Source organism: Serratia proteamaculans (assembly GCF_004684015.1).
GTDB lineage: Bacteria > Pseudomonadota > Gammaproteobacteria > Enterobacterales > Enterobacteriaceae > Serratia > Serratia proteamaculans_F.
In genome coordinates, this window is the sequence record NZ_SRIA01000021.1 from 441,030 (window position 1) to 461,934 (window position 20,905).

Below are 20,905 nucleotides of genomic sequence, written 5' to 3' on the forward strand. Positions count from 1 at the left end.
GTCACGCGATTTCAGCGTAATTGTGCCTCTTCTCAACGCAATACCCTGACAAATGGCCTATATCGCTGACGATATCCAGCTGAATCGAGACTCATTACAGATAAAATTCTGTTGTATGGGGAATATTTTATCGAGCACTAATTGACCATTTTTCGTCAACTCATTGTTAAATATATATAATATTTTTATAGATCCTGACGAGGTGCATTTTTATTGCCGAATAGCGCCTGATTGGTCAAAGTTTGGCCTTTCATCTCAACGCAAAAATGCGTAATATACGCGCCCTTGCGGACACAGTATGGTTACTCTTTGTCTATGCGCATTGGACACCACCAGCTTACAAATTGCTTGATTGCGGCCCCGATGGCCGGCATTACAGATCGCCCATTTAGAGCCCTATGTCATGCAATGGGTGCTGGGATGGCTGTATCCGAAATGCTCTCCTCCAATCCGGAGGTGTGGCGGACGGATAAGTCGCGTCTGCGTATGGTCCATAGCGATGAACCAGGGATCCGCTCCGTGCAGATTGCCGGATGCGATCCGGATGATATGGCCGCCGCAGCACGTATTAACGTGGCCAGTGGCGCACAGATCATCGACATCAATATGGGGTGCCCGGCCAAGAAAGTGAACCGGAAGCTTGCAGGGTCTGCATTGCTGCAGTACCCGGATCTGGTTAAACAGATCCTCCACGCGGTCGTTAACGCTGTGGATGTGCCGGTAACACTTAAGATCCGTACCGGCTGGGAACCCGAACACCGTAACTGTGTAGAGATTGCCCAACTGGCCGAAGACTGTGGTATACAGGCCCTGACTATTCATGGCCGAACCCGTGCCTGCCTGTTCAACGGCAACGCGGAGTACGACAGCATTCGGGCAGTTAAGCAGAGTGTTTCCATTCCGATTATCGCGAATGGCGACATTACTGACCCGCATAAAGCCAGAGCAGTGCTCGACTACACTGGGGCTGATGCCCTGATGATAGGCCGCGCTGCTCAGGGGAGACCCTGGATCTTCCGGGAAATCCAGCATTATCTGGACACTGGGGAACTGCTGCCCCCTCCGCCGCTTGGCGAGGTTAAGCGTTTGTTGATAGGGCATATTCGGGAATTGCACGGCTTTTACGGCCAAGGCAAGGGATTCCGGATTGCTCGTAAGCACGTATCCTGGTATCTCCAGGAGCACGCCCCGAATGACCAGTTTCGGCGCACATTCAACGCCATAGAGGATGCCAGCGAACAGCTGGAGGCGTTGGAGGCATATTTCGAAAATCTTGCGTAACAAAAAAGAGCTGACAGAACTATGTTCGAACAACGCGTAAATTCTGACGTACTGACCGTTTCTACCGTGAACTCACAGGACCAAGTGACTCAAAAGCCTCTGCGTGACTCGGTGAAACAAGCACTGAAGAACTATTTTGCTCAACTGAATGGTCAAGACGTTAACGATCTGTATGAGCTGGTATTGGCTGAAGTTGAACAGCCACTGTTGGACATGGTGATGCAATACACCCGTGGCAACCAGACCCGTGCAGCCCTGATGATGGGCATCAACCGCGGTACGCTGCGTAAGAAATTGAAAAAATACGGCATGAACTGATACTAGTCAGTTGGCATGTTGAAAAGGCGCAACCTCGCAAGAGGCGGCGCCTTTTTCTTCTCTGGTGTGTTATCAAGATCAGGTCGATGCGAATGAGAATATTCGCATGCCACTCCTCCTTGTCGGGCCGTATTGTGTGTTACAATATACATTCCTGGAGCCGCCTTCGCGGGCCTGCAGCCCTCCCTCCGAAGCCTGATAGCAGCGCGAACCGCCCTTCGAGTGTAAAGATTTGGTCAATTATGGAATCTGGCTAAACAATAGTGATGTCTGGGTGTCTGAGTGGTCGTATCGCAATTGAGTGGATCTTTGTGCGTTACAGGTTGCAGCCCCTTTTAATGCATAAATGAGTTCATATGAAGCGTCCGCAAAAATTCAAAATGGCCCTGCTACATCCTCGCTACTGGTTTACCTGGTTCGGGCTGGGCTGTCTGTTCTTACTGGTTCAACTCCCCTACCCGCTGCTGCACAAGCTCGGTATATGGATGGGCCGCACCTCGATGCGTTTCCTGAAACGCCGGGTTTCCATTACTCGCCGTAACCTGGAACTGTGTTTCCCGGATATGGACGTGGCACAGCGCGAGCGCAAAGTGATTGGCAACTTCGAATCCCTCGGCATGGGCCTGCTGGAAACCGGCATGGCCTGGTTCTGGTCAGATAAACGCGTTAAGCGCTGGTTCAACGTTTCCGGCATCAATCATCTGAAAGCGGCACAGCAAAACCAACGCGGCGTGCTGGTGATTGGCGTGCATTTTATGTCGCTGGAGCTGGGTGGTCGTGCCATGGGGCTGTGCCAGCCGATGATGGCGATGTACCGTCCACACAACAATAAAGCGATGGAATGGGCGCAAACCAAAGGCCGTATGCGTTCCAACAAGGCGATGCTCGATCGCAAAGACCTGCGCGGTATGGTTCAGGCTCTTAAGCGCGGCGAAGCCGTCTGGTTCGCACCTGATCAAGACTACGGCCCACGCGGCAGCGTGTTTGCTCCGTTGTTCGCCGTCGATCAGGCCGCCACCACCAGCGGGACCTATATGCTGGCACGCATGGCCAAACCGGCGCTGGTGCCTGTGGTGCTAATCCGTCGTGAGAAAGGCCGCGGTTATGATCTGCTGATCCAACCGGCACTGGAAAATTACCCCATCGGCGACGAGATCGCCGCTGCGGCTTACATGAATAAAGTGGTGGAAAAAGAGATCATGCGCGCCCCAGAGCAGTATATGTGGCTGCATCGTCGCTTTAAAACCCGCCCGGCCGGTGCCCCTTCACTGTACTGAGCCAAAACCTGATTTCCCGAGCCCGGCCAACGCCGGGCTTTTTTGTGCGCCGCGTTTAAAAAACTGCGGATTGGCGATCGACTTTACTGTAACCTCCTTTTTTACCCGCACAGGAAAAGGAAATGATGAAAGCTCAAGTTCGCATTGCTCTGGTTGGTGACTACAAACCCGAGGCCGTTTCTCACCAGGCCATCCCCATTGCTCTCAAACTTACCGCCCACCACCTTAACCTCGATATCCAATCCCACTGGCTGTCCACAGAAACCATTACCGCCCCTTCGGTACTGCAAGGCTATGATGCGATCTGGGTAGTGCCCGGCAGCCCTTATAATCATGACGACGGTGCCTTTATGGCCATCCGCCATGCACGTGAGCAAAACATCCCTTTCCTCGGCTCCTGCGGCGGCTTCCAATATGCGATTGTGGAATACGCGCGCAACGTTATGGGTTGGCACGACGCCGGACACGCAGAAACCGACACTGGCGGCAGGCTGGTGATTGCTCCGCTGAGCTGTTCGCTGGTCGAAAAAAGCGGTGCCATTATTTTCCAACCCAATACGCTGGCTGCCCGTGTCTATGGCAAGCTGGAAACGCACGAAGGTTACCACTGCAACTTCGGCGTTAATCCGGAATTTGTCGCCGATCTACAGCAGCATCCGCTGATTATCAGCGGCCACGATAGTGAAGGTGACGTGCGATCGGTCGAGTTGCCGGGGCACCGCTTTTACGCCGCCACGCTGTTCCAATCCGAACGAGCCGCGTTACGCAACGAGCTTTCTCCGCTGGTGGTGGAGCTGATCAAGACCGCTGCAAATACCTGACAGAGATGGATAATGAGGGCCATGATGCCGTGATGGCCCTACTATTAATAATGACGTCACCTCAGACATCAATAAATATAACCCTATAAAAACGATATTCATCCCAATTTAATTTAACTGTCACGCTCATGCCATCTTCCAAATAGCCATTAAAGAAAAGACAATCTGAAAACCCCAATAAGCGAATAAAATTCTTATTTATTACAAAATAATATATCATTAGAGACTCTACAGATTACCCCCATAATCCCACAGGTTGATAACCCTTCGGCATGTTAAAAAAGGCGAATGATCGCCTGATTAAACTTGCTGTTACTGTGGGGATGGGGGAAAACCCAACAGCAACATCACCACTCTTACGGTTTTACACCGTCACTAAAAACTCATGCGACACAAAAAACCACAAACAAAACATTGCAATACAAACACAATCCTCATTCACAATCCCATGTAAACCCAAAACTGCCGGTGAGCAGCAACAACCTGACTTATGTATTCATATCATTGCAAATGATACCCAAATGAATAAATACCAAACTGAGTATCAAATAAAATATAAATTCCATACACATAATTAAAGTAGATAGTTAAAAATATTTAATGTGAAATTGGGCGAATTCATTATCACCTCTTATAATGTTCGAGTACTTACCGACTGCGCACCTATTTAAGTCGATTCTTTCATATTTTTATGGAGGTGATTCCGTGTCTGCTTATTCTCTCACGACGGTACAACAAGCCGTATGGCTCGACCAAAGTTTAAACCCTGAAATTCCACTCTATAATGTTGGATGCTTATGGCGTGTAGAACGGGAAATATCATTCCCTCTGTTTAAACAAGCCATCCAGTATGTACAACAACAGCACGATGCCTTGCAGACCGCCCTGCAGGAAACGCCTCAGGGTGTCACTCAGCGGCCGCTCAGCCAAAAAGCCATTGAACTTCACTACCACGACTTTTCACAGCGCGATGATGCCGCCGGCCAGGCGCAAAACCACCTGCGTGAAGTGTTTATCCAGCCTTATCAACTGTATGAAGATCTGCTCTGGCGCTGCCATTTAACCAAGATCGACGACTCCACGACGCTGTGGCTATTAGCCTCCCACCACCTGATTGCGGACGGTACATCGATCTCGTTATTAAGCCGCATGATTATGGATCGTTATAAGCAATTAAAAGCGGGGGAAAAAACTGAAACCGGCAGCTCGCGTTACAGTGATTTCGTGGCCAGCGACCAAACCTACCTTCAATCTTCACGCTACCAGCGCGACCGCGACTGGTGGCTGGAACGTTTCGCGGCCGCCCCTCCCTCAGTGCTGGAACGGCGGCAAGGTTATACCGAACAACAAACCTATCCCAGCAGCCAAATCATCAAACGTTTACCCCGCGAGCGCTTCTTGCAGTTGGAGCAATATGCCGCCCTTCACGGCGGCTCGGCAATGCATTTTATGGTGGCTCTGTTGGCCAGTTGGTTCGCGCGGATTTGGCAGGTGGACAACGCCACCCTGGGTGTCCCGGTGCATAACCGCAGTACCAGCGATCATAAGCAGACGCTGGGTATGTTCTCTTCGATGATCCCGCTCAATATCAATGTGGACTTGCAGCAACCCTTTGCTCATCTGCTGCAACAAGTGGGCAGTGAGCTGCGCAGATGCTATCGCCACCAGCGCTTCCCCATCGCCGAGTTGAATCGTCAGTTGAACCTGCACCAACAAGGGCGACGTCAGCTATTTGATATCAGCTTTTCACTGGAGGTTTTCCCGACCGATATTGAACTGGAAGGAAGCCAGTTTAAGGTTGAGAACATGCATCATGGCTATGAGCAACTGCCATTGGGCATTTACCTTCGTCACTATCATCCGGGTGATGATCCGGTGCTGGAGTTCAACCTCAACCAGGCCTGGTTTAGCCGGCAGGACGGTGAGCGCATCGCCAACCGCATCGTACAGATGCTCGATAATCTGTTGGAGGGCGATGCCAGTTTACCCCTGGGGCAACTGCCGCTATTGCTGCCGGCCGAGCAGCAACAGATTTTCCACGAATGGAATAATACGCAGCAATCCTGGGCCATGCCGCAAGGTATTCATCAGTTCTTAGAACAGCAAGTATTGCGTACACCCAACGCCCCGGCACTTTGCTATGAGCAACAACAGATCAGCTATTTGCAATTGAACCAGCAGGCTAACCAATTTGCCGGTTTTCTGCGCCAGCAAGGGATACAACCTGATGATCGCATCGCGGTTTGCGTCAACCGCAGCCCAGAAATGGTGATGGCCCTGTACGCCATTTTAAAATCGGGCGCGGCCTATGTGCCGATCGATCCCGACTATCCGCAAGATCGTTTGCGCCATATGCTGCAAGATTGCGGCGCAAAATACGTGCTGGTCGACGAGGCCGGTGAACAGGCATTGCATCCGATCCATGACATCGTTATTCCGCGCTTGCATCTACAGCATGATAGTCACCTGTGGCAGCTTGGTTCCAGGGATAATCTTGCGCCGCTGACTCCCGACCCACAACGCAGCCTGGCCTATGTGATTTATACCTCCGGGTCGACGGGGAAACCCAAAGGAGTGATGAATGAACACCGGGGAGTCATCAACCGTCTGCTCTGGATGCAACAAGCCTATCCTCTGACGCACGACGACGTGGTGCTGCAAAAAACGCCGTTCAGCTTCGATGTTTCGGTCTGGGAATTCTTTTGGCCACTGATGGTCGGTGCCCGTCTGGCGATTGCCAAACCTGGCGGTCATCAAGACCCCGATTATCTGGGGGCCTGCATTGCCCAGCATCAGGTCACTACGCTGCATTTTGTCCCTTCGATGCTGCAATTATTTTTACGCCATGGCGAAATGGCGCAGTGTGCTCCCCTACGCCGCATCATATGCAGCGGCGAAGCCCTGCCTTTAGCGACGGTGCAGCGCTGCCTGCAGCAGTTGCCTCATGCTGAGTTGCACAACCTTTACGGTCCGACAGAGGCTGCGGTGGATGTCTCAAGTTGGCAATGTCAGCCAAACGATGAGCGATCGCTGGTGCCGATCGGCAAGCCCATTGCCAATACGCAGCTGCATATTTTGGATGCTCAACTGCAACCGCTGCCACCCGGCGTGGCCGGCGAGCTGCATATCGGCGGCATTCAGGTTGCCCGTGGCTACCTGAACCGTCCCGAGTTAAACGCCGAGCGTTTTATTGCCGATCCCTTCAACACCGCTTCTCAGGCTCGTTTATATAAGACCGGCGATCTCGCCCGCTGGCTACCCGATGGCAACATTGAATATCTGGGCAGAAATGATTTCCAGGTCAAGATCCATGGCGTACGCATTGAACTGGGCGAAATCGAGCAACAGCTCCGCCAATGTGAAGGCGTCGAAGATACCGCAATATTGGCAAGGGAAGATGGGCACGGTGGAAAACGCCTGGTGGCCTATGTAGTCGCGCCAGACGAAAGCGTGCATTCAGCGCAGTGGCGTCATCAGCTACAACAGCATTTGCCGGATTTTATGGTGCCTTCCAGCTTTATCAGGCTGAAAGCTTTACCCCTGTCTCCCAACGGTAAATTGGATCGCAAGGCTTTGCCCGCACCTGCACCGATGACACAGGTTTCGCCACAGCATCAGGCTCCGCAAACGGCGTTGGAACAACAGCTTGCCGCCTTGTGGTCGGAGCTGCTGGGAGTCACGCAGATTGGTCTGGATGATGATTTCTTTGAACTCGGTGGCCATTCGCTGCATGCCATCCAACTGTTGGTCAAACTCAAGCGCTGTGGTTATCCGGCGGCCATAAAAACCTTGTTTGCTCACCCAACCTTGCGTGCGCAGGCATCTGCACTGACGGCAGATAAGGCCCCCGAGACCACAACCCCAATGGTGGCCGCACCACTGCAGCAATTATTGGCCCGTCTTAATCACACCAACTTTACCTTTAAGCAGGTTCTGCGCCTGAACCGGACCATTTCAGCCGATGATATCTGGATGATTCATCCTGCGGTCACCGGCTGCGAGATTTATCATGATCTGGCCAGCTCACTGGAGGGTGAGTTTAACGTCCTGGGGATCAACAATTACAACTTGTTTATGTCCCCCCATATCACATCATTAAACGAACTGGCGTCGTATTACCTCGGGCATATGACGTTGTCGCCCGACCGGCCCGTGCGCCTTTTGGGTTGGTCCCTCGGCGGCTTGATCGCCCTTGAAATGGCGGCGCAGCTTGAAAGTCGGGGGTTTCGCGACATCCAGGTCTTCTTGCTGGATTCCTTCTATCAAACGGCTTTTCAACGCCGCAGCGAACCGGGCCTGCTGGCAGCGATGTTGCTGATGCTGGGCATTGAGGGGGAAGCCGCCGACAGGGCGTTACGGGCGGAGCCTACGGAGCTATCCCTAAATAAGGAAACGCTTAGCGCACCGCTGCTGCACGCACGGGTCACGCTATTTAAAGCCACGGAGGATGTGAACTTGCATATGACCGAACAAGGGGATGGGCAAGAACTGCTGGCAATTGCCGACAACGGACTGTCATCGATTTGCCGTCATTTGCAGATCCAGTCTTTGGCCTGTAACCATCACTCGATTATTTTCAGTCATGATGAAATCGGCCGTGTGTTACGCGCATCATCAAGAACGCCGGCCATTTCGAGCGGTATTCGCTGAGTTTACCCTGCCTGCGGCGCTCATTGCCGCAGGCTTACCACATCAGTTGCCCTATCAGCGGCGCGGCAATCACCGTGATAATCCCCGCCAACATCATCACCAGGCTGGAAACCACGCCTTCTTCCTGCCCTATCTCATAGGCTTTCGCCGTACCGGCACCGTGCGACGACGCCCCGAGCCCGGCCCCTTTCGCCAGACTGCTGCGCACCGCCAGCCGCAGGAACAGCATATCCCCTACCGCCATACCGAACACCCCGGTGATCACCACAAACAGCGCCACCAGGTCTGCCTGTCCGCCCATCTGTTTGGCCGCTTCCAGCGCAAACGGCGTGGTGATGGAACGCACCGCCAGACTGCGCTGCACCTCTTCCGGCAACGTCAGCAATCGCGCCAGCCACACCGAGCTGTATACCGCCACCAGCACTGCCGTCAGCACTCCGGCGCTGAGCGACAGCCAGTGGCGACGGATGATATGCAGATTCTCGTATACCGGTACCGCGAAGGCGATGGTGGCCGGCCCCAGCAGCCACAACAACCAGTGCGTTTCGCCAATGTAGTCCTGGTACGAAATATGGGTCACCACCAGCAACAGCACCAGGATCATTGGCGTCAGTACCAATGGCATTAACAGCAAGGTACGGCGGCGGCGGTAGAGTTTTTTATTGGCGAAATACAGCGCCAACGTCGCCACAAAGCAGGCGATGCTAAGAATAAAGTCATTCATCGCGCTGTTTTCGCCGTTGTAACCAGACTTCCAGTCGATAGACCCGGTCGACCACCAAACCCGTCGCGCCCAACGTCAGCGTGGTGCTAATCGCAATCACCAGGAAAATCTTCCAGCCTTCTACCATCAGCAACTGGGCATAGTTGACCACCGCCACTACCGCCGGAACGAAGAACAGCAGCATTTCGGCCAGCAGCCAGCGTGAACCGGCCCGGACCCAGCTCAACGGCAGAATACGCAGCACAATCAGCGCCAACAACATCAACATACCGATAATGTTGGCGGGCAGCGGCAAATGGAACTGTTGCACCAACCGATCGGCAATCAAAAATAACACCGCGTACAAAACAACCTGAATCGGCACCTGCAAGCGAGCCAGCAAACTGGGAGCAGCGTGGCGTAACGCCAGTAACATGGAAAATGACCTTAAACAAAAATTCGCGTTTTACAGTATACACAGCCAGGAAACCTCTCATGAAATGAATTAAAATCATCCATATCATGCCATCAGGGAATAATTTCCCACCGGTATTGCCCCTCAGGAGAACCCAACGTGGATGTCCGCACCCTACGCTACTTCGTGGAAGTGGTACGTCAGCAAAGCTTTACCCGCGCGGCGGAAAAACTGTTCGTCACCCAGCCAACCATCAGCAAGATGCTGCGCCATTTGGAAGAGGAACTGGAGTGCACCTTGCTGATCCGCGAAGGTCGCAAACTGCACCTGACCGACAGCGGCCAGGCGGTGTATCAGCGCGGTCTGGCCATCATCGATGAATTTCGCCAATTGGAGGCCGAGCTGGAAGACATCAGTTCGGTAAAAAAAGGCGTGCTGCGGCTGGGTATCCCGCCAATGGTCGGCCGGCAGATTGCCGATTTGATCCGACAGTTCCGCCATACCTATCCCGGTATCGAACTGAAAATTTCAGAGTTGGGTGGACTGTCGGTTGAACAGGCGGTGATGTCCGGTGAACTGGATCTGGCGATGACCATTCTGCCGGTCGATTCCGCTCAGCCACTGACCTTTCTGCCCTTGCTCGGCCACCCGATGTGCGTGGTCGCACCACGAACACCGCACTGGCTGAACCGCACCAGTATCCATATATCCGAGTTGGCCAACTGGCCGATCCTGCTTTATAACGAGGACTTCGCGCTCTACAAGATGCTGATGAACGCATTCCGTCAGGCCGGTTTTGAACCCCAGATTGCGGTACGCAGCGGGCAGTGGGATTTTCTGGCGTCGATGGTGCAGGCCGGGGTTGGCATCGCCACCCTGCCGGAGCCGGTCTGCCAATGGCTGGATAAGGAAAACCTGATTTGGCTACCGCTGGAGCCACGCATGGAATGGAAGGTGGGGTTAATTTGGCGTCAGGGCAGTTACCTGTCGCACAGCGCCCAGGCCTGGATCGCCTGCTGCCGCGACTTCTGGCCGCCAGGGAAATAAACAGGGCCGCGTCTGCGGCCCCGTTGGCATTACCCCTCGCGCTCGATCAACAGCGCTTCCAGCAGGTCGAGATCGTGCAACAGTTTTTGCAGCGTCTCGTTGCTGATTTTCTGCGTGGCGCGCAGGTGATATAACTCACCGCGTTCGGCACGCAGCGCCGTCAGGCGAAAACGTCGTTCGAGGTTTTCCAGCATCAGCGCATTTTCGATATCGTCTTTAGTGGTGATGCGCCGCCGCAGCGTGCCGACCACCCGCGAACTGATCTCTTTCAACACCTGCGGATCGAGGTTTTCCTCGGTATCCACCGCCAGACGTTCTTCCATCTTGTTGACGCTTTCGATCGCCACCTCGGCCGCCATGGCAATCGCCATCCGCTCTTCGCTCTTGCTGACGCTCTTGTCTGCCACCTGTACGCCTCGCAGCAACAGCGGCAACGCCATGACACCCACAAGCAACGAAAGCAGGATCACCCCAGCGGCGATAAACACCAGTTGATAGCGCGCCGGGAAGGCGGAGCCGTCACTGAGCAACAGCGGGATAGACAGCACACCCGCCAGCGTAATCGCCCCACGCACCCCGGCAAACGACGCCACCCAAAGTTCACGCGTGGTGAAATCGCCAAACTGCAACGGCCGTTTTTTCATAAAGCGACGGCTGGCGTTTTTCATCAACCACAGCCAGGTGAAGCGCAACACCAGCAACGCGGCGTAGATAATGGCAACATCGGCAAACAGGTACCAGGTCTGAATGGTCGGATCCAGCTCTGCCTGCAGAATGGAGGTTTCCAGGATGCCCGGCAGTTGCAGCCCCAACATGATGAACACCATGCCGTTGAACACAAACTCCAGCATCGCCCAGACGCTGTTGGCACGCAAACGCATCGCCAGCGGGGCATTGCGGATCACACCGGACTGGCTGATGGTCATCCCCGCAGCAACCGCGGCCAGGATGCCGGAGACGCCAATATGCTCGGCAATCAGATAAGAGGCAAACGGCAACAGCAGCAGGAAGACAATTTGCGTCGCCGGGTCGTCGCCGCTCCAGCGGCTCATTACGCGCAACGATTTACTGTAAAGCCAGGTGATCGCCACACCGGCCAGCAGGCCGCCGATCGCCACTTTGAGGAACTCCAGCGTCGCCCCGCCCACGGTAAACACCATGGTGCCCATTGCCACTGCGATGGCGAATTTGAGTGAGACCAGACCGGACGCGTCGTTCATCAACGCCTCGCCCTCCAGCACCCCCATGATCGGCTTGGGGATCCGCCCTTTACCCACGATACCGGACAGCGCCACGGCATCGGTTGGCGACAGTACTGCCGCCAGGGCAAACGCCGCCACCAGCGGGATGCCCGGCACCATGGCGTAAATCAGGTAGCCGACACCGACAACGGTAATCAGCACCAGCACCAGTGCCAGGCCAAGAATTTCACGGCCGTGGTGCAAAAACTCACGCGTCGGGGTTTTCCAGCCATCGGCAAACAGCAATGGCGGAATAAACAGTACCAGGAACAATTCAGGGTCAAAGTCGACGTGCAGCCCAAAATGCGGCCAGGCCAACAAGGCCCCGATAGCGATTTGCATTAACGGCAATGGCACCTGGAACGGCAACATGCGCGTCACCACCCCGGACAGGGAGACCACCAAAATTAAAATGAGGATTGTAAAAAAGATTTCCATGCTTTCCTTAGACTCTAGGGTTCAAACCACAACAGCACATAGCCGGAGTATGCCCCGATAGTAGATCACTTTTTTTACAGCGGTTAAAGCTTGTTGTGCCATTCAAAATGCAGTATCGGCAGAAGGAGACTTATCTGAAGCAGAAATGGGGATAAAACATCCCCCGCCGAAGCGACGGGGGAAACATCCTCGCGATTAGATTGCCCAACCGCCGGCATAGAATGCCACCAGCGCCACGGCAATGAGCACGGTACCGATATTCAACCGACGCCATTCACCGGAGAAGATACGGCCAATCACCAGTGCGCTAAAGCCCAGCATGATGCCGGTGACGATATTGCAGGTCAGCACGATAAACACCGCACACAGCAGGCCGGACATGGCATCAACAAAGTCGTTGAAGTCCAGCTTGGTGACATTGCTCAGCATCAGCAGACCAACGTACATCAGGGCCGGTGCAGTGGCGTAAATCGGCACCAGATAAGACAACGGCGACAGGAACAGGATCATCAGGAACAACAGACCGACCACGGTCGCGGTCAAGCCGGTTTTGCCGCCTGCCGCAGTACCCGCAGCCGACTCGATATACACCGCTGCCGGAGCCGCGCCCACCAGGCCGGAGAAAATGCTGCTCAGAGAATCCGAAGTCAGCGCTTTGCCGCCGTTGATGATCTGCCCGTCTTTATCCAACAGGTTAGCCTGACCGGCTACCGCACGGATGGTGCCGGTGGCGTCAAACACCGCCGTCATCACCAACGCCAATACGCTCGGCAATACGACCGGCTGCAAGGCGCCCATGATATCCAGACTGAAAATCAGCGAATGGCCGTTGGCGTCCGCCAGGCTTGGCATGGCGAACAACCCCTGATACTTCACCGCCGGGTCAAACACCAGCCCGATGACCGAAATGGCGATAATCACCAGCAGGATACCGCCAGGTACGCGCAGCTTTTCCAAACCGAAAATCACCGCCAGCCCAAGCAGTGTCATCACTACCGGGAATGAGGTGAAGGCGCCCAATGCTACCGGCAGGCCGTCCAGCGGGTTCTTCACTACCAGGCCCACGCCGTTAGCGGCGATCAGCAGCAGAAACAGCCCAATGCCGATACCGGTGCCGTGTGCCACGCCCATCGGCAGATTGCGCAGGATCCAGGCGCGGATACCGGTGACCGAGATAATGGTAAACAGCACGCCCATCAGGAATACCGCACCCAGCGCCACCGGAATGCTGATGTGCTGACCCAGCACCAGGCTGAAGGCGGTGAAGGCGGTCAGCGAAATGGCACAGCCGATAGCCATCGGCAAATTAGCCCACAACCCCATCAGCAACGACCCCAGACCGGCAACCAGGCAGGTGGCAACAAACACCGCCGTTGGCGGGAAGCCCGCCTTGCCCAGCATACTCGGCACCACAATCACCGAATAAACCATCGCCAGGAAGGTAGTTAACCCCGCCACCACTTCCTGCCGCACGCTGCTGCCACGCGCAGAAATATTAAAATAACCATCAAGCCCGCCTTTTGGTTTAACGGCGTTGTTCGCTTGAGAATTCGACATCTTGCTGTCCCCTGTGTTTCATTGCCAGCCCGTTGCAAGGCTTGTTATTCCGCCTACACCTGTTTGATAGGGTATCGTTTGCTTTTGGGTCTTTCACTCACGTCGCCAACTGGCGGCGCTGATAAAGGCAAACGATTAACTCTCAAGGCATGAGGCGGGTGATTTATGGTGGTTTATTCAAGGCAAACGATTATCCAGCCTTCTATGCCCTCTGATCAACCAAAGATCGCGGCAATTTATGCAGAAAAGTATTGGGGCCCATCATTATCGAAAATTTGAAATTTGTCACATAGGGAAATCTGATGGGAAAGCCCCCCATTGGGAGGGCAAACAGGGTCACTGGGCCTGTGCGGCCTTTTCGTCCATGTACATCAGTTCCCAGATATGACCATCCAAATCCTGGAAACCGTGACCGTACATAAAGCCGTAATCTTGCGGCTGGTTATAGGTATTGCCACCGGCCGCGATCGCCTTGCGGACCAGTGCATCCACCGCCGCCCGGTCGGGCTGCGAAAGACACAGCAAAACCTCGGTCGATTTTTTGGCGTCGACAATCGGATTCGGGGTGAACATTTTGAATTTGTCGTGGGTCAGCAACATCACATAAATACTGTCGCTAACCACCATGCAGGCGGCGGTATCGTCGGTAAACCGGGGATTAAAGCTGAAGCCCAGTTCGGTGAAAAATGTCATGGATGCGGGCAGATTGCCCACCGGCAGGTTCACAAAGATTTGCGTAGCCATGGGCTACCTCCGATGAAGGGTGACCTCAACGAGTATAGCCCATCGCCTCAGTTCAGCAGGTCATAAGGCCCGCCCTGCTCCAGCGCCCGCTGGTAGGCCGGACGCGTATGAATGCGCTGCAGATAACCGCGCAGCTTGGGGGAACCGTCCAGTGCGCCACGTGCCGCCATCGCCTCCAGCGGGAAGCTCATCTGGATATCCGCCGCGCTGAATTCATTGCCGACAAACCAGGTGTTTTTGCTCAGGTGCTGTTCCAGATAATCACAGTGTGGCGCGATCTGTTTGTCCAGATATTCACGCTGCACGCCTTTGCCAATCGCCCCCGCCACCGGCCGCAACAACCAGGGGATCGGCGGTTGTCCCAACCGGCTAAATACCAGCTTCATCACCAACAGCGGCATTAGCGAACCTTCGGCATAATGCAGCCAATATCGGAACTGCTGACGGGCATGGTAGTCCGTCGGCATAAACTGCCCCTGCGCGTCGTAGGCTTCCTGCAGGTATTCAATAATGGCGCCGGACTCCGCCAGCGTCAGATCGCCATCGACAATCACCGGCGACTTGCCCAGCGGATGAATTTTCTTTAATTCCGGCGGCGCCAGCATGGTTTGCGGATCGCGCTGATAGCGCTGCACCTGATAGGGCACATCCAATTCTTCCAAAAACCACAGAATGCGCTGCGAACGCGAGTTATTCAGATGGTGAACAATGATCATGAGGGCGCTCCTATCCGTTGCCACACCAGTTCGCCGACCTGCACACCGTTGCCTAGCTGCAGCGGTACCGTACGAAGCTGGAGACGATCGCCGGTGAAATGATAAAAGCGCACCTGCCGGCTACCGATCCAATTGGGGAACGAGCTGCCTTCAACCTGGTGCACTATCCGCTGGTCGCTCTCATCCACCTGATAGCGACCAAAATAACAAATCATATTGATAAAGGCGGCGTGGGTTTCCTGCCCGGTGCCCTGCGCCAGATCGTCGGCGGCAAAGCGTGGCCGCGTGGCACTGTAGAGCTGCGCCGCCATGGTGCCATTGGGTTCGTAGTTAATGCGACCCAGCACCTGCTCGCCCAGTGGGTGATTGACCCTGCCGTCTTCCCCTTTGAAGACAGACGACACCAATGACCAGCTGCCGATAAACGCGTTGACTGACATGCCATTTACTCCTCTAAGGTTCCTGCTTACTCAAAGGGTAGTGGCGATTTTTCCAGCACGCCAGCGTCAGCCGTACCGTTCAAAAATAAGTCAGTTTATTTGATGGAGATTATCAAAACTCTCCGATTTTCTATTCAGTCGCGGCAGCCTATTATCTACCACATCGAGAGGCAACAACCTCTCACCTAAAAAACACCCTGAGGATTGAATCATGAAAAACATCAAAATTTTTGCTACTGCCCTGCTGCTGACTACCGCTTCTTTCGCCAGCGTTGCTGCCGACCAGCCAACCAGCCAACCTGCTGCCGATGCCCAGAAAATCGGTGTGGTGTCCGTTAGCGGCGCCTCTAACCTGAGCGCACTGGAAACTGAACTGGCCAACAAAGCCGCTGCATCAGGCGCCAGCTCTTACCGCATCATCTCCGCCGGTGGCCAGAACAAACTGTATGGCACCGCAGAAATCTTCAACTGATCGTCAGACAGTAAATTGACGGAAGAATGAAGCCCCGCAAGGGGCTTTTCTTGTTTCTAGCGTGCATCAAAGCGAGCAGCCAGCTTCTGCAGGCGAAATTGTTCGGTAATAAAATCGACAAATACCCGGGTTTTGGTGGGAAGAAACTTGGTGGTAGGAAAATACAGACGCACGCTACCGCGATCGACATACCAGCCTGGCAATACCCGAACCAAACGACCGCTCTCCAGATAAGGTAATGCGTTCGGCATGCTGATCAGTGCAATGCCTAACCCCATTTCTGCTGCCCGTGCTGCCGCTTCCGGCTCATTTACCGTCATTTTTATCGCCATGGTTGGCGCCCGTTGCTCGTTATCCGCATTACGCAGCGGCAGGTTACGGATTCGCCCGGTTTGCGGTGAGCGAATAAAAATGCCCGCATGACTCACCAATTGTTCCGGCTGCTGGAGCGACGGGTATTGTTGTAAATACTGTGTCGAAGCCACCAGCACGCCGTGTGCCGGTGCCAGTTCGCGGGCGATCATCCCCTGCGCCAGCTCAATACCGCCGCCCATTGCCGCATCGAAATGCTCGCCAATCAAATCCACCTGACGATTATCAAAATGCCAGTCTGGAACAATCGACGGATAACGAGCCAGAAAATCCGGCAGCATCGGCAAGACAAAATGCAGGCCGAAAGCGGTACCCATGCTGACCTTTAGGGTTCCCGCCGCTACCCCACCACTGCTACTCAAACTTTTCAATGCGCACTGGATCGACAGCAAACCGCCGCTGACCTCCTGTAAAAAACGTTCGCCCTCTTCGGTCAGCGTCAATTTACGCGTATTACGCTGAAATAACCGCACGCCCACCAGCGTCTCCAGTTTGGTGACGTTCTTCCCCACCGCCGCAGAGCTGATCCCCAATTTGCGACCGGCGGCGGAAAAACTGCCGCTCTCTGCGCTGCTGACAAAACATTCCAGATGGCCGAGCATGGCTTTTCTCCGACGATTTCAAACCCATGGTTTAAGCTGATTATAGCTCTTTGTGACTAGTTACCGCTCCGCGTATCTCCGATACTGAACTGGTAGCTTTATTAACCTAATCCCACTTTGGAGAAACACCATGTCCGCAACTCACTCTCTGCAAGGTAAAGTCGCTTTCATTCAGGGCGGTTCACGTGGCATTGGCGCTGCCATTGCCAAACGTCTGGCGCGCGAAGGTGCCGCAGTGGCTTTCACTTACGTCTCTTCTGCCGGTAAAGCTGATGCTCTGGTCAATGAAATCACCGCGACCGGCGGCAAGGCCTTGGCGATCAAGGCTGACAGTGCCGATGCAGCGGCCCTGCAGCAGGCGGTGCGTCAGGCAGTGAACAGCCTGGGCAATTTGGATATTTTGGTGAACAACGCCGGTGTGCTGGCGATGGGCAGCACCGAAGAACTGCCGCTGGAAGATCTGGATCGGACGCTGGCGGTGAACGTCCGCAGCGTGTTTGTCGCCAGCCAGGAAGCCGCCCGCCATATGAATGATGGCGGGCGCATCATCAATATTGGCAGCACCAACGCCGAACGCATGCCATTTGCCGGCGGCGCGGTGTATGCGATGAGCAAATCTGCGCTGGTCGGCCTGACCAAAGGCATGGCGCGCGATCTCGGCCCGCGCGGCATTACCGTCAACAATGTGCAGCCCGGCCCGGTAGATACCGATATGAACCCGGCCGACAGCGATTTCGCCGAGCAGTTGAAAGGGATGATGGCGGTCAACCGTTATGGTAAAGATGAAGAGATCGCCAGCTTCGTCGCCTATCTGGTTGGCCCCGAGGCAGGTTATATCACCGGTGCCAGCCTGAGCATCGACGGCGGCTTCTCGGCTTAATTTCAACGATCATGTTTAAGCTATCGACACGTTATTAACACGTGTCGATTTTTTTTGATTTTATCGACACGTTCTATTTACGTGTTTAAAGTGTCGACATATACTAAATTCATGTCGACAAAATTGAGAAAAACAAACATGACATGGCAACCAGAACAACCGTTCAACACAATACCTTTACTCCCCCCATCAGTAGAACTGATTGAATCCATTGTGATTTTTAAGGCGTGCATTCCCGCCAGAGCCGCGCTAGCTGAGCTTAAACAGGCAGGTGAGTTATTGCCAAACCAAAGTTTACTAATCAATTTATTACCCCTATTGGAAGCAAAAGATAGCTCAGAGATAGAGAATATAGTCACGACATCAGACAGGCTGTTTCAATACTCCCAGGAAGACAGCATGGCCGATCCTGCAACTAAAGAGGCCTTACGTTACCGCAGCGCGCTCTATGAGGGATTTGTACATTTAGCCCATAAGCCACTATGTACCAACACGGCAATTGAAATCTGCAGTCGATTAAAAGCCATCAAAATGGATATACGTAAAATACCTGGGACTACGTTGAGCAATCAAAGTACCGGAAATGTAATCTATACTCCTCCAGTAGGTGAAGAGAAAATCCGCGATTTATTAAGCAATTGGGAACAGTTCCTTCATGCTGAAGATGGATTTGACCCTCTAATAAAAATGGCGGTTGCGCACTATCAGTTTGAGGCTATACACCCTTTCATCGACGGCAATGGACGAACCGGACGCATCCTTAATATCCTGTATTTGATAGAACAGGAACTCCTCACTCTACCTATTCTCTATTTAAGCCGTTATATCGTTCAACATAAGAGCGAGTATTACCGTTCCCTGATGCAGGTCACCATTGCTGGAAATTGGAAAGATTGGATTATTTACATGCTGACCGCAGTAGAACAAACAGCTAAATGGACTACTGGGAAAATTGCTGCCGTCAGATCTCTTATTGAACACACCAATGAATACATTAAACACCGCTTACCGAAAATCTACAGTCACGAGCTAGTGCATATCATATTTGAGCAACCCTACTGCCGAATAACAAATTTGGTCGACGGTGGTATAGCCAAGCGACAAACCGCATCTGATTACCTAAAAAAACTCTGCGATATCGGTGTATTACAGGAAATACAGGCTGGGAAAGAAAAGCTTTTTGTACACCCTAAGCTGACAACACTGATGTCGCATGACAGTAATCAGTTTAATCGCTACCTTTATAATAATTAATAAAAATTCGTTAAAAGCGTTAGATGATTCGCTAACGTTCCCGATAATCCAACCGACCGTCTATTTACGCCAGATAATCCTGGTTTGACTACAATGAAAAGACGCACCATTCGGAGTGTCTTCCATGAACGCCACCTCTTCCCAACGATTGCTCATCGCCTGCCTGATGTGCCTCACAGCCCTGCTATTCGCCGGTTCAGTTTATGCGGCTCCGGGAAAGGATAAGACGCTGGATCAGGAAGAACCCGAGACGCTCCAGGTCAATATGGACGACATCATGCGCCCCTGGCAGGGGGATTTGCCAGGCATGCTCGACCGACGGGTGATTCGGGTATTGACGACTTACAGCAAGACCTTTTTCTTTATCACCAAGGGCAGCCAGCGTGGAGCCACCCATGACATATTTATCGAGTTCGAGCGAGACCTTAATCTCAAGTTGATGAAGGATAAAAAGCTCAAACAGCGCCACCTCAAAGTACGCGTCATCTTCGTGCCGGTAGCTCGTGACCAGTTACTCAATGCCCTCAATGAAGGCCGGGGGGACATTGCTGCCTCCAATCTCACCATTACTCCCGCACGTCAGGAACAGGTGGCGTTCACTACCCCCCTCTATCCGAAAGTTAAGGAACTGCTGATTTCTGGCCCCTCCTCGCCCAAGGTGGAAAGCCTGGAACAACTTTCCGGTAAAACGGTATTCGTGCGCCGCTCATCGAGCTATTACGAAAGCCTGGAGGCGCTGAACAAGCGCTTTACCCAGGAATCACGTCCTCCCGTTATCCTGGAGACCGCCCCCGAAGCGCTCGAGGATGAGGATCTGATCGAGATGCTGAGTGCCGGCCTAATTCCCCTTATCGTGGTTGACCGCCATAAGGCGCTATTCTGGAAACAGGTTTTTCCCAAAATTCAGCTGCACGAAAATGTGGTGCTGCGTGACGATGCCGACATCGCCTGGGCGGTGCGCAAAAATAATCCGCAGTTACTCGCTTTGCTCAACGGCTTCGTAGAGAAGAATCGCCACGGCAGCAAATTGGGCAACACCATTTTGTTGCGCTACCTGAAAAACGCCAAATATGTCAAAGATGCGGCGTCCGAGAAGGAACGCAGCAAATTTCTGGCGATGGTGGACGTGTTCAGGAAATATGGCGACCGCTATAACGTCGACTGGCTACTGATGGTGGCTCAGGGCTATCAGGAGTCGCGCCTCAACCAGTCGGTGCGCAGCCCGGTGGGAGCTATCGGTATTATGCAGGTGATGCCGGGCACCGGCAAAGAGCTGAAAGTCGGTGACATCCGTAAACTGGATCCCAATATCAATGCCGGGGTGAAATACATGCGCTGGATGATCGACCGTTACTACGCTGACGAGCCGATGACGCCCCTCGACAAAGTGCTGTTCTCATTCGCCTCTTACAATGCAGGCCCAGCCCGCATCGCGCGTTTGCGTACCGAAACCGAGAAGCGTGGTTTTAACCCCAATATCTGGTTTGGCAATGTGGAATACCTGGCTGCCGAGCGAATTGGCGCCGAGACGGTGACCTATGTCAGCAACATCTACAAATACTACGTCGCTTATCGGCTGATCATGGAGCAGCGGACTCGCAAACAACAGGCGATGGACCAATCCAAAAGTGCGCCAACAGCAGAGAAGCCGCAAGAAGCTCCAGCCGGGCAGTGAAT

18 protein-coding genes are annotated in these 20,905 nt (G+C 53.6%); 10 read left to right on the forward strand and 8 right to left on the reverse strand.

Annotated features, from left to right (window positions below; translation table 11 throughout):
* The first annotated feature begins 315 nt into the window (after window positions 1-315).
* The 5 genes from dusB (at window position 316) to E5C26_RS22265 (ending at window position 8,347) form a co-directional block, all read left to right on the forward strand.
* Window positions 316-1,281: a tRNA dihydrouridine synthase DusB gene (dusB, locus tag E5C26_RS22245; protein ID WP_037410551.1), complete on the forward strand. Its 966-nt coding sequence runs from the start codon at window positions 316-318 to the stop codon at window positions 1,279-1,281.
* A gap of 21 nt (window positions 1,282-1,302) precedes the next feature.
* On the forward strand, window positions 1,303-1,599 hold the full coding sequence (gene fis, locus E5C26_RS22250) for a DNA-binding transcriptional regulator Fis (RefSeq protein ID WP_000462905.1): 297 nt from the start codon (window positions 1,303-1,305) through the stop codon (window positions 1,597-1,599).
* Window positions 1,600-1,955: 356 nt separating this feature from the next.
* Window positions 1,956-2,876, forward strand: coding sequence for a kdo(2)-lipid IV(A) palmitoleoyltransferase (lpxP, locus tag E5C26_RS22255; RefSeq protein WP_135318222.1), 921 nt, complete (start codon window positions 1,956-1,958; stop codon window positions 2,874-2,876).
* 122 nt (window positions 2,877-2,998) lie between these two features.
* Complete coding sequence (locus tag E5C26_RS22260; protein WP_441347648.1) at window positions 2,999-3,697, forward strand: CTP synthase C-terminal region-related (seleno)protein; 699 nt, start codon at window positions 2,999-3,001, stop codon at window positions 3,695-3,697.
* 705 nt (window positions 3,698-4,402) lie between these two features.
* Window positions 4,403-8,347 carry a non-ribosomal peptide synthetase gene (locus E5C26_RS22265; protein WP_135318223.1) on the forward strand — a complete coding sequence of 1,315 codons (3,945 nt, stop codon included), beginning with the start codon at window positions 4,403-4,405 and terminating at the stop codon, window positions 8,345-8,347.
* 34 nt (window positions 8,348-8,381) lie between these two features.
* Here the strand turns inward: E5C26_RS22265 and E5C26_RS22270 are convergent, their stop codons facing one another.
* Window positions 8,382-9,071, reverse strand: a complete 690-nt coding sequence (locus E5C26_RS22270) for an LrgB family protein (RefSeq protein WP_135318224.1) — start codon at window positions 9,069-9,071, stop codon at window positions 8,382-8,384.
* Complete coding sequence (locus tag E5C26_RS22275) at window positions 9,064-9,486, reverse strand: CidA/LrgA family protein (RefSeq protein WP_135318225.1); 423 nt, start codon at window positions 9,484-9,486, stop codon at window positions 9,064-9,066. The genes E5C26_RS22270 and E5C26_RS22275 overlap by 8 nt, the downstream gene beginning before the upstream one ends.
* A 138-nt stretch (window positions 9,487-9,624) precedes the next feature.
* Between E5C26_RS22275 and E5C26_RS22280 the strand changes: the two genes are divergently transcribed.
* A complete protein-coding gene (locus tag E5C26_RS22280) occupies window positions 9,625-10,512 on the forward strand; it encodes a LysR family transcriptional regulator (RefSeq protein ID WP_135318226.1) in 888 nt (295 codons plus the stop codon).
* A 29-nt stretch (window positions 10,513-10,541) separates the two neighbouring features.
* Here E5C26_RS22280 and E5C26_RS22285 read toward each other — a convergent pair whose 3' ends face one another.
* From E5C26_RS22285 to E5C26_RS22305, 5 genes are all read right to left on the reverse strand, one after another.
* Entirely contained in the window at window positions 10,542-12,191 is a 1,650-nt protein-coding gene (locus E5C26_RS22285; protein ID WP_135318227.1) for a Na+/H+ antiporter, read from the reverse strand.
* Window positions 12,192-12,386: 195 nt separating this feature from the next.
* The gene (locus E5C26_RS22290) at window positions 12,387-13,748 is read right to left on the reverse strand and encodes an NCS2 family permease (RefSeq protein ID WP_135318228.1); all 1,362 of its coding nucleotides are present in this window, start codon (window positions 13,746-13,748) and stop codon (window positions 12,387-12,389) included.
* Between the two features lie 336 nt (window positions 13,749-14,084).
* Window positions 14,085-14,492, reverse strand: coding sequence for a VOC family protein (locus tag E5C26_RS22295; RefSeq protein WP_012147126.1), 408 nt, complete (start codon window positions 14,490-14,492; stop codon window positions 14,085-14,087).
* A 47-nt stretch (window positions 14,493-14,539) separates the two neighbouring features.
* Window positions 14,540-15,208, reverse strand: coding sequence for a glutathione S-transferase family protein (locus tag E5C26_RS22300; protein WP_135318229.1), 669 nt, complete (start codon window positions 15,206-15,208; stop codon window positions 14,540-14,542).
* Window positions 15,205-15,648, reverse strand: coding sequence for a lipocalin-like domain-containing protein (locus tag E5C26_RS22305; protein WP_135318230.1), 444 nt, complete (start codon window positions 15,646-15,648; stop codon window positions 15,205-15,207). The genes E5C26_RS22300 and E5C26_RS22305 overlap by 4 nt, the downstream gene beginning before the upstream one ends.
* 211 nt (window positions 15,649-15,859) lie before the next feature.
* On the opposite strand from E5C26_RS22305, the gene bhsA reads away from it, so the two are divergent.
* On the forward strand, window positions 15,860-16,120 hold the full coding sequence (gene bhsA / locus E5C26_RS22310) for a multiple stress resistance protein BhsA (protein WP_012147129.1): 261 nt from the start codon (window positions 15,860-15,862) through the stop codon (window positions 16,118-16,120).
* Window positions 16,121-16,176: 56 nt separating this feature from the next.
* On the opposite strand, the gene E5C26_RS22315 is transcribed toward bhsA, so the two are convergent.
* Window positions 16,177-17,094 carry a LysR family transcriptional regulator gene (locus tag E5C26_RS22315; protein WP_135318231.1) on the reverse strand — a complete coding sequence of 306 codons (918 nt, stop codon included), beginning with the start codon at window positions 17,092-17,094 and terminating at the stop codon, window positions 16,177-16,179.
* Between the two features lie 130 nt (window positions 17,095-17,224).
* Between E5C26_RS22315 and E5C26_RS22320 the strand changes: the two genes are divergently transcribed.
* The 3 genes from E5C26_RS22320 (at window position 17,225) to E5C26_RS22330 (ending at window position 20,903) form a co-directional block, all read left to right on the forward strand.
* Entirely contained in the window at window positions 17,225-17,974 is a 750-nt protein-coding gene (locus E5C26_RS22320; RefSeq protein WP_135318232.1) for a 3-oxoacyl-ACP reductase family protein, read from the forward strand.
* Window positions 17,975-18,112: 138 nt separating this feature from the next.
* Entirely contained in the window at window positions 18,113-19,228 is a 1,116-nt protein-coding gene (gene fic, locus E5C26_RS22325; protein WP_135318233.1) for a protein adenylyltransferase Fic, read from the forward strand.
* A 124-nt stretch (window positions 19,229-19,352) separates the two neighbouring features.
* The gene (locus E5C26_RS22330; protein ID WP_135318234.1) at window positions 19,353-20,903 is read left to right on the forward strand and encodes a lytic transglycosylase F; all 1,551 of its coding nucleotides are present in this window, start codon (window positions 19,353-19,355) and stop codon (window positions 20,901-20,903) included.
* Window positions 20,904-20,905: the final 2 nt, after the last annotated feature.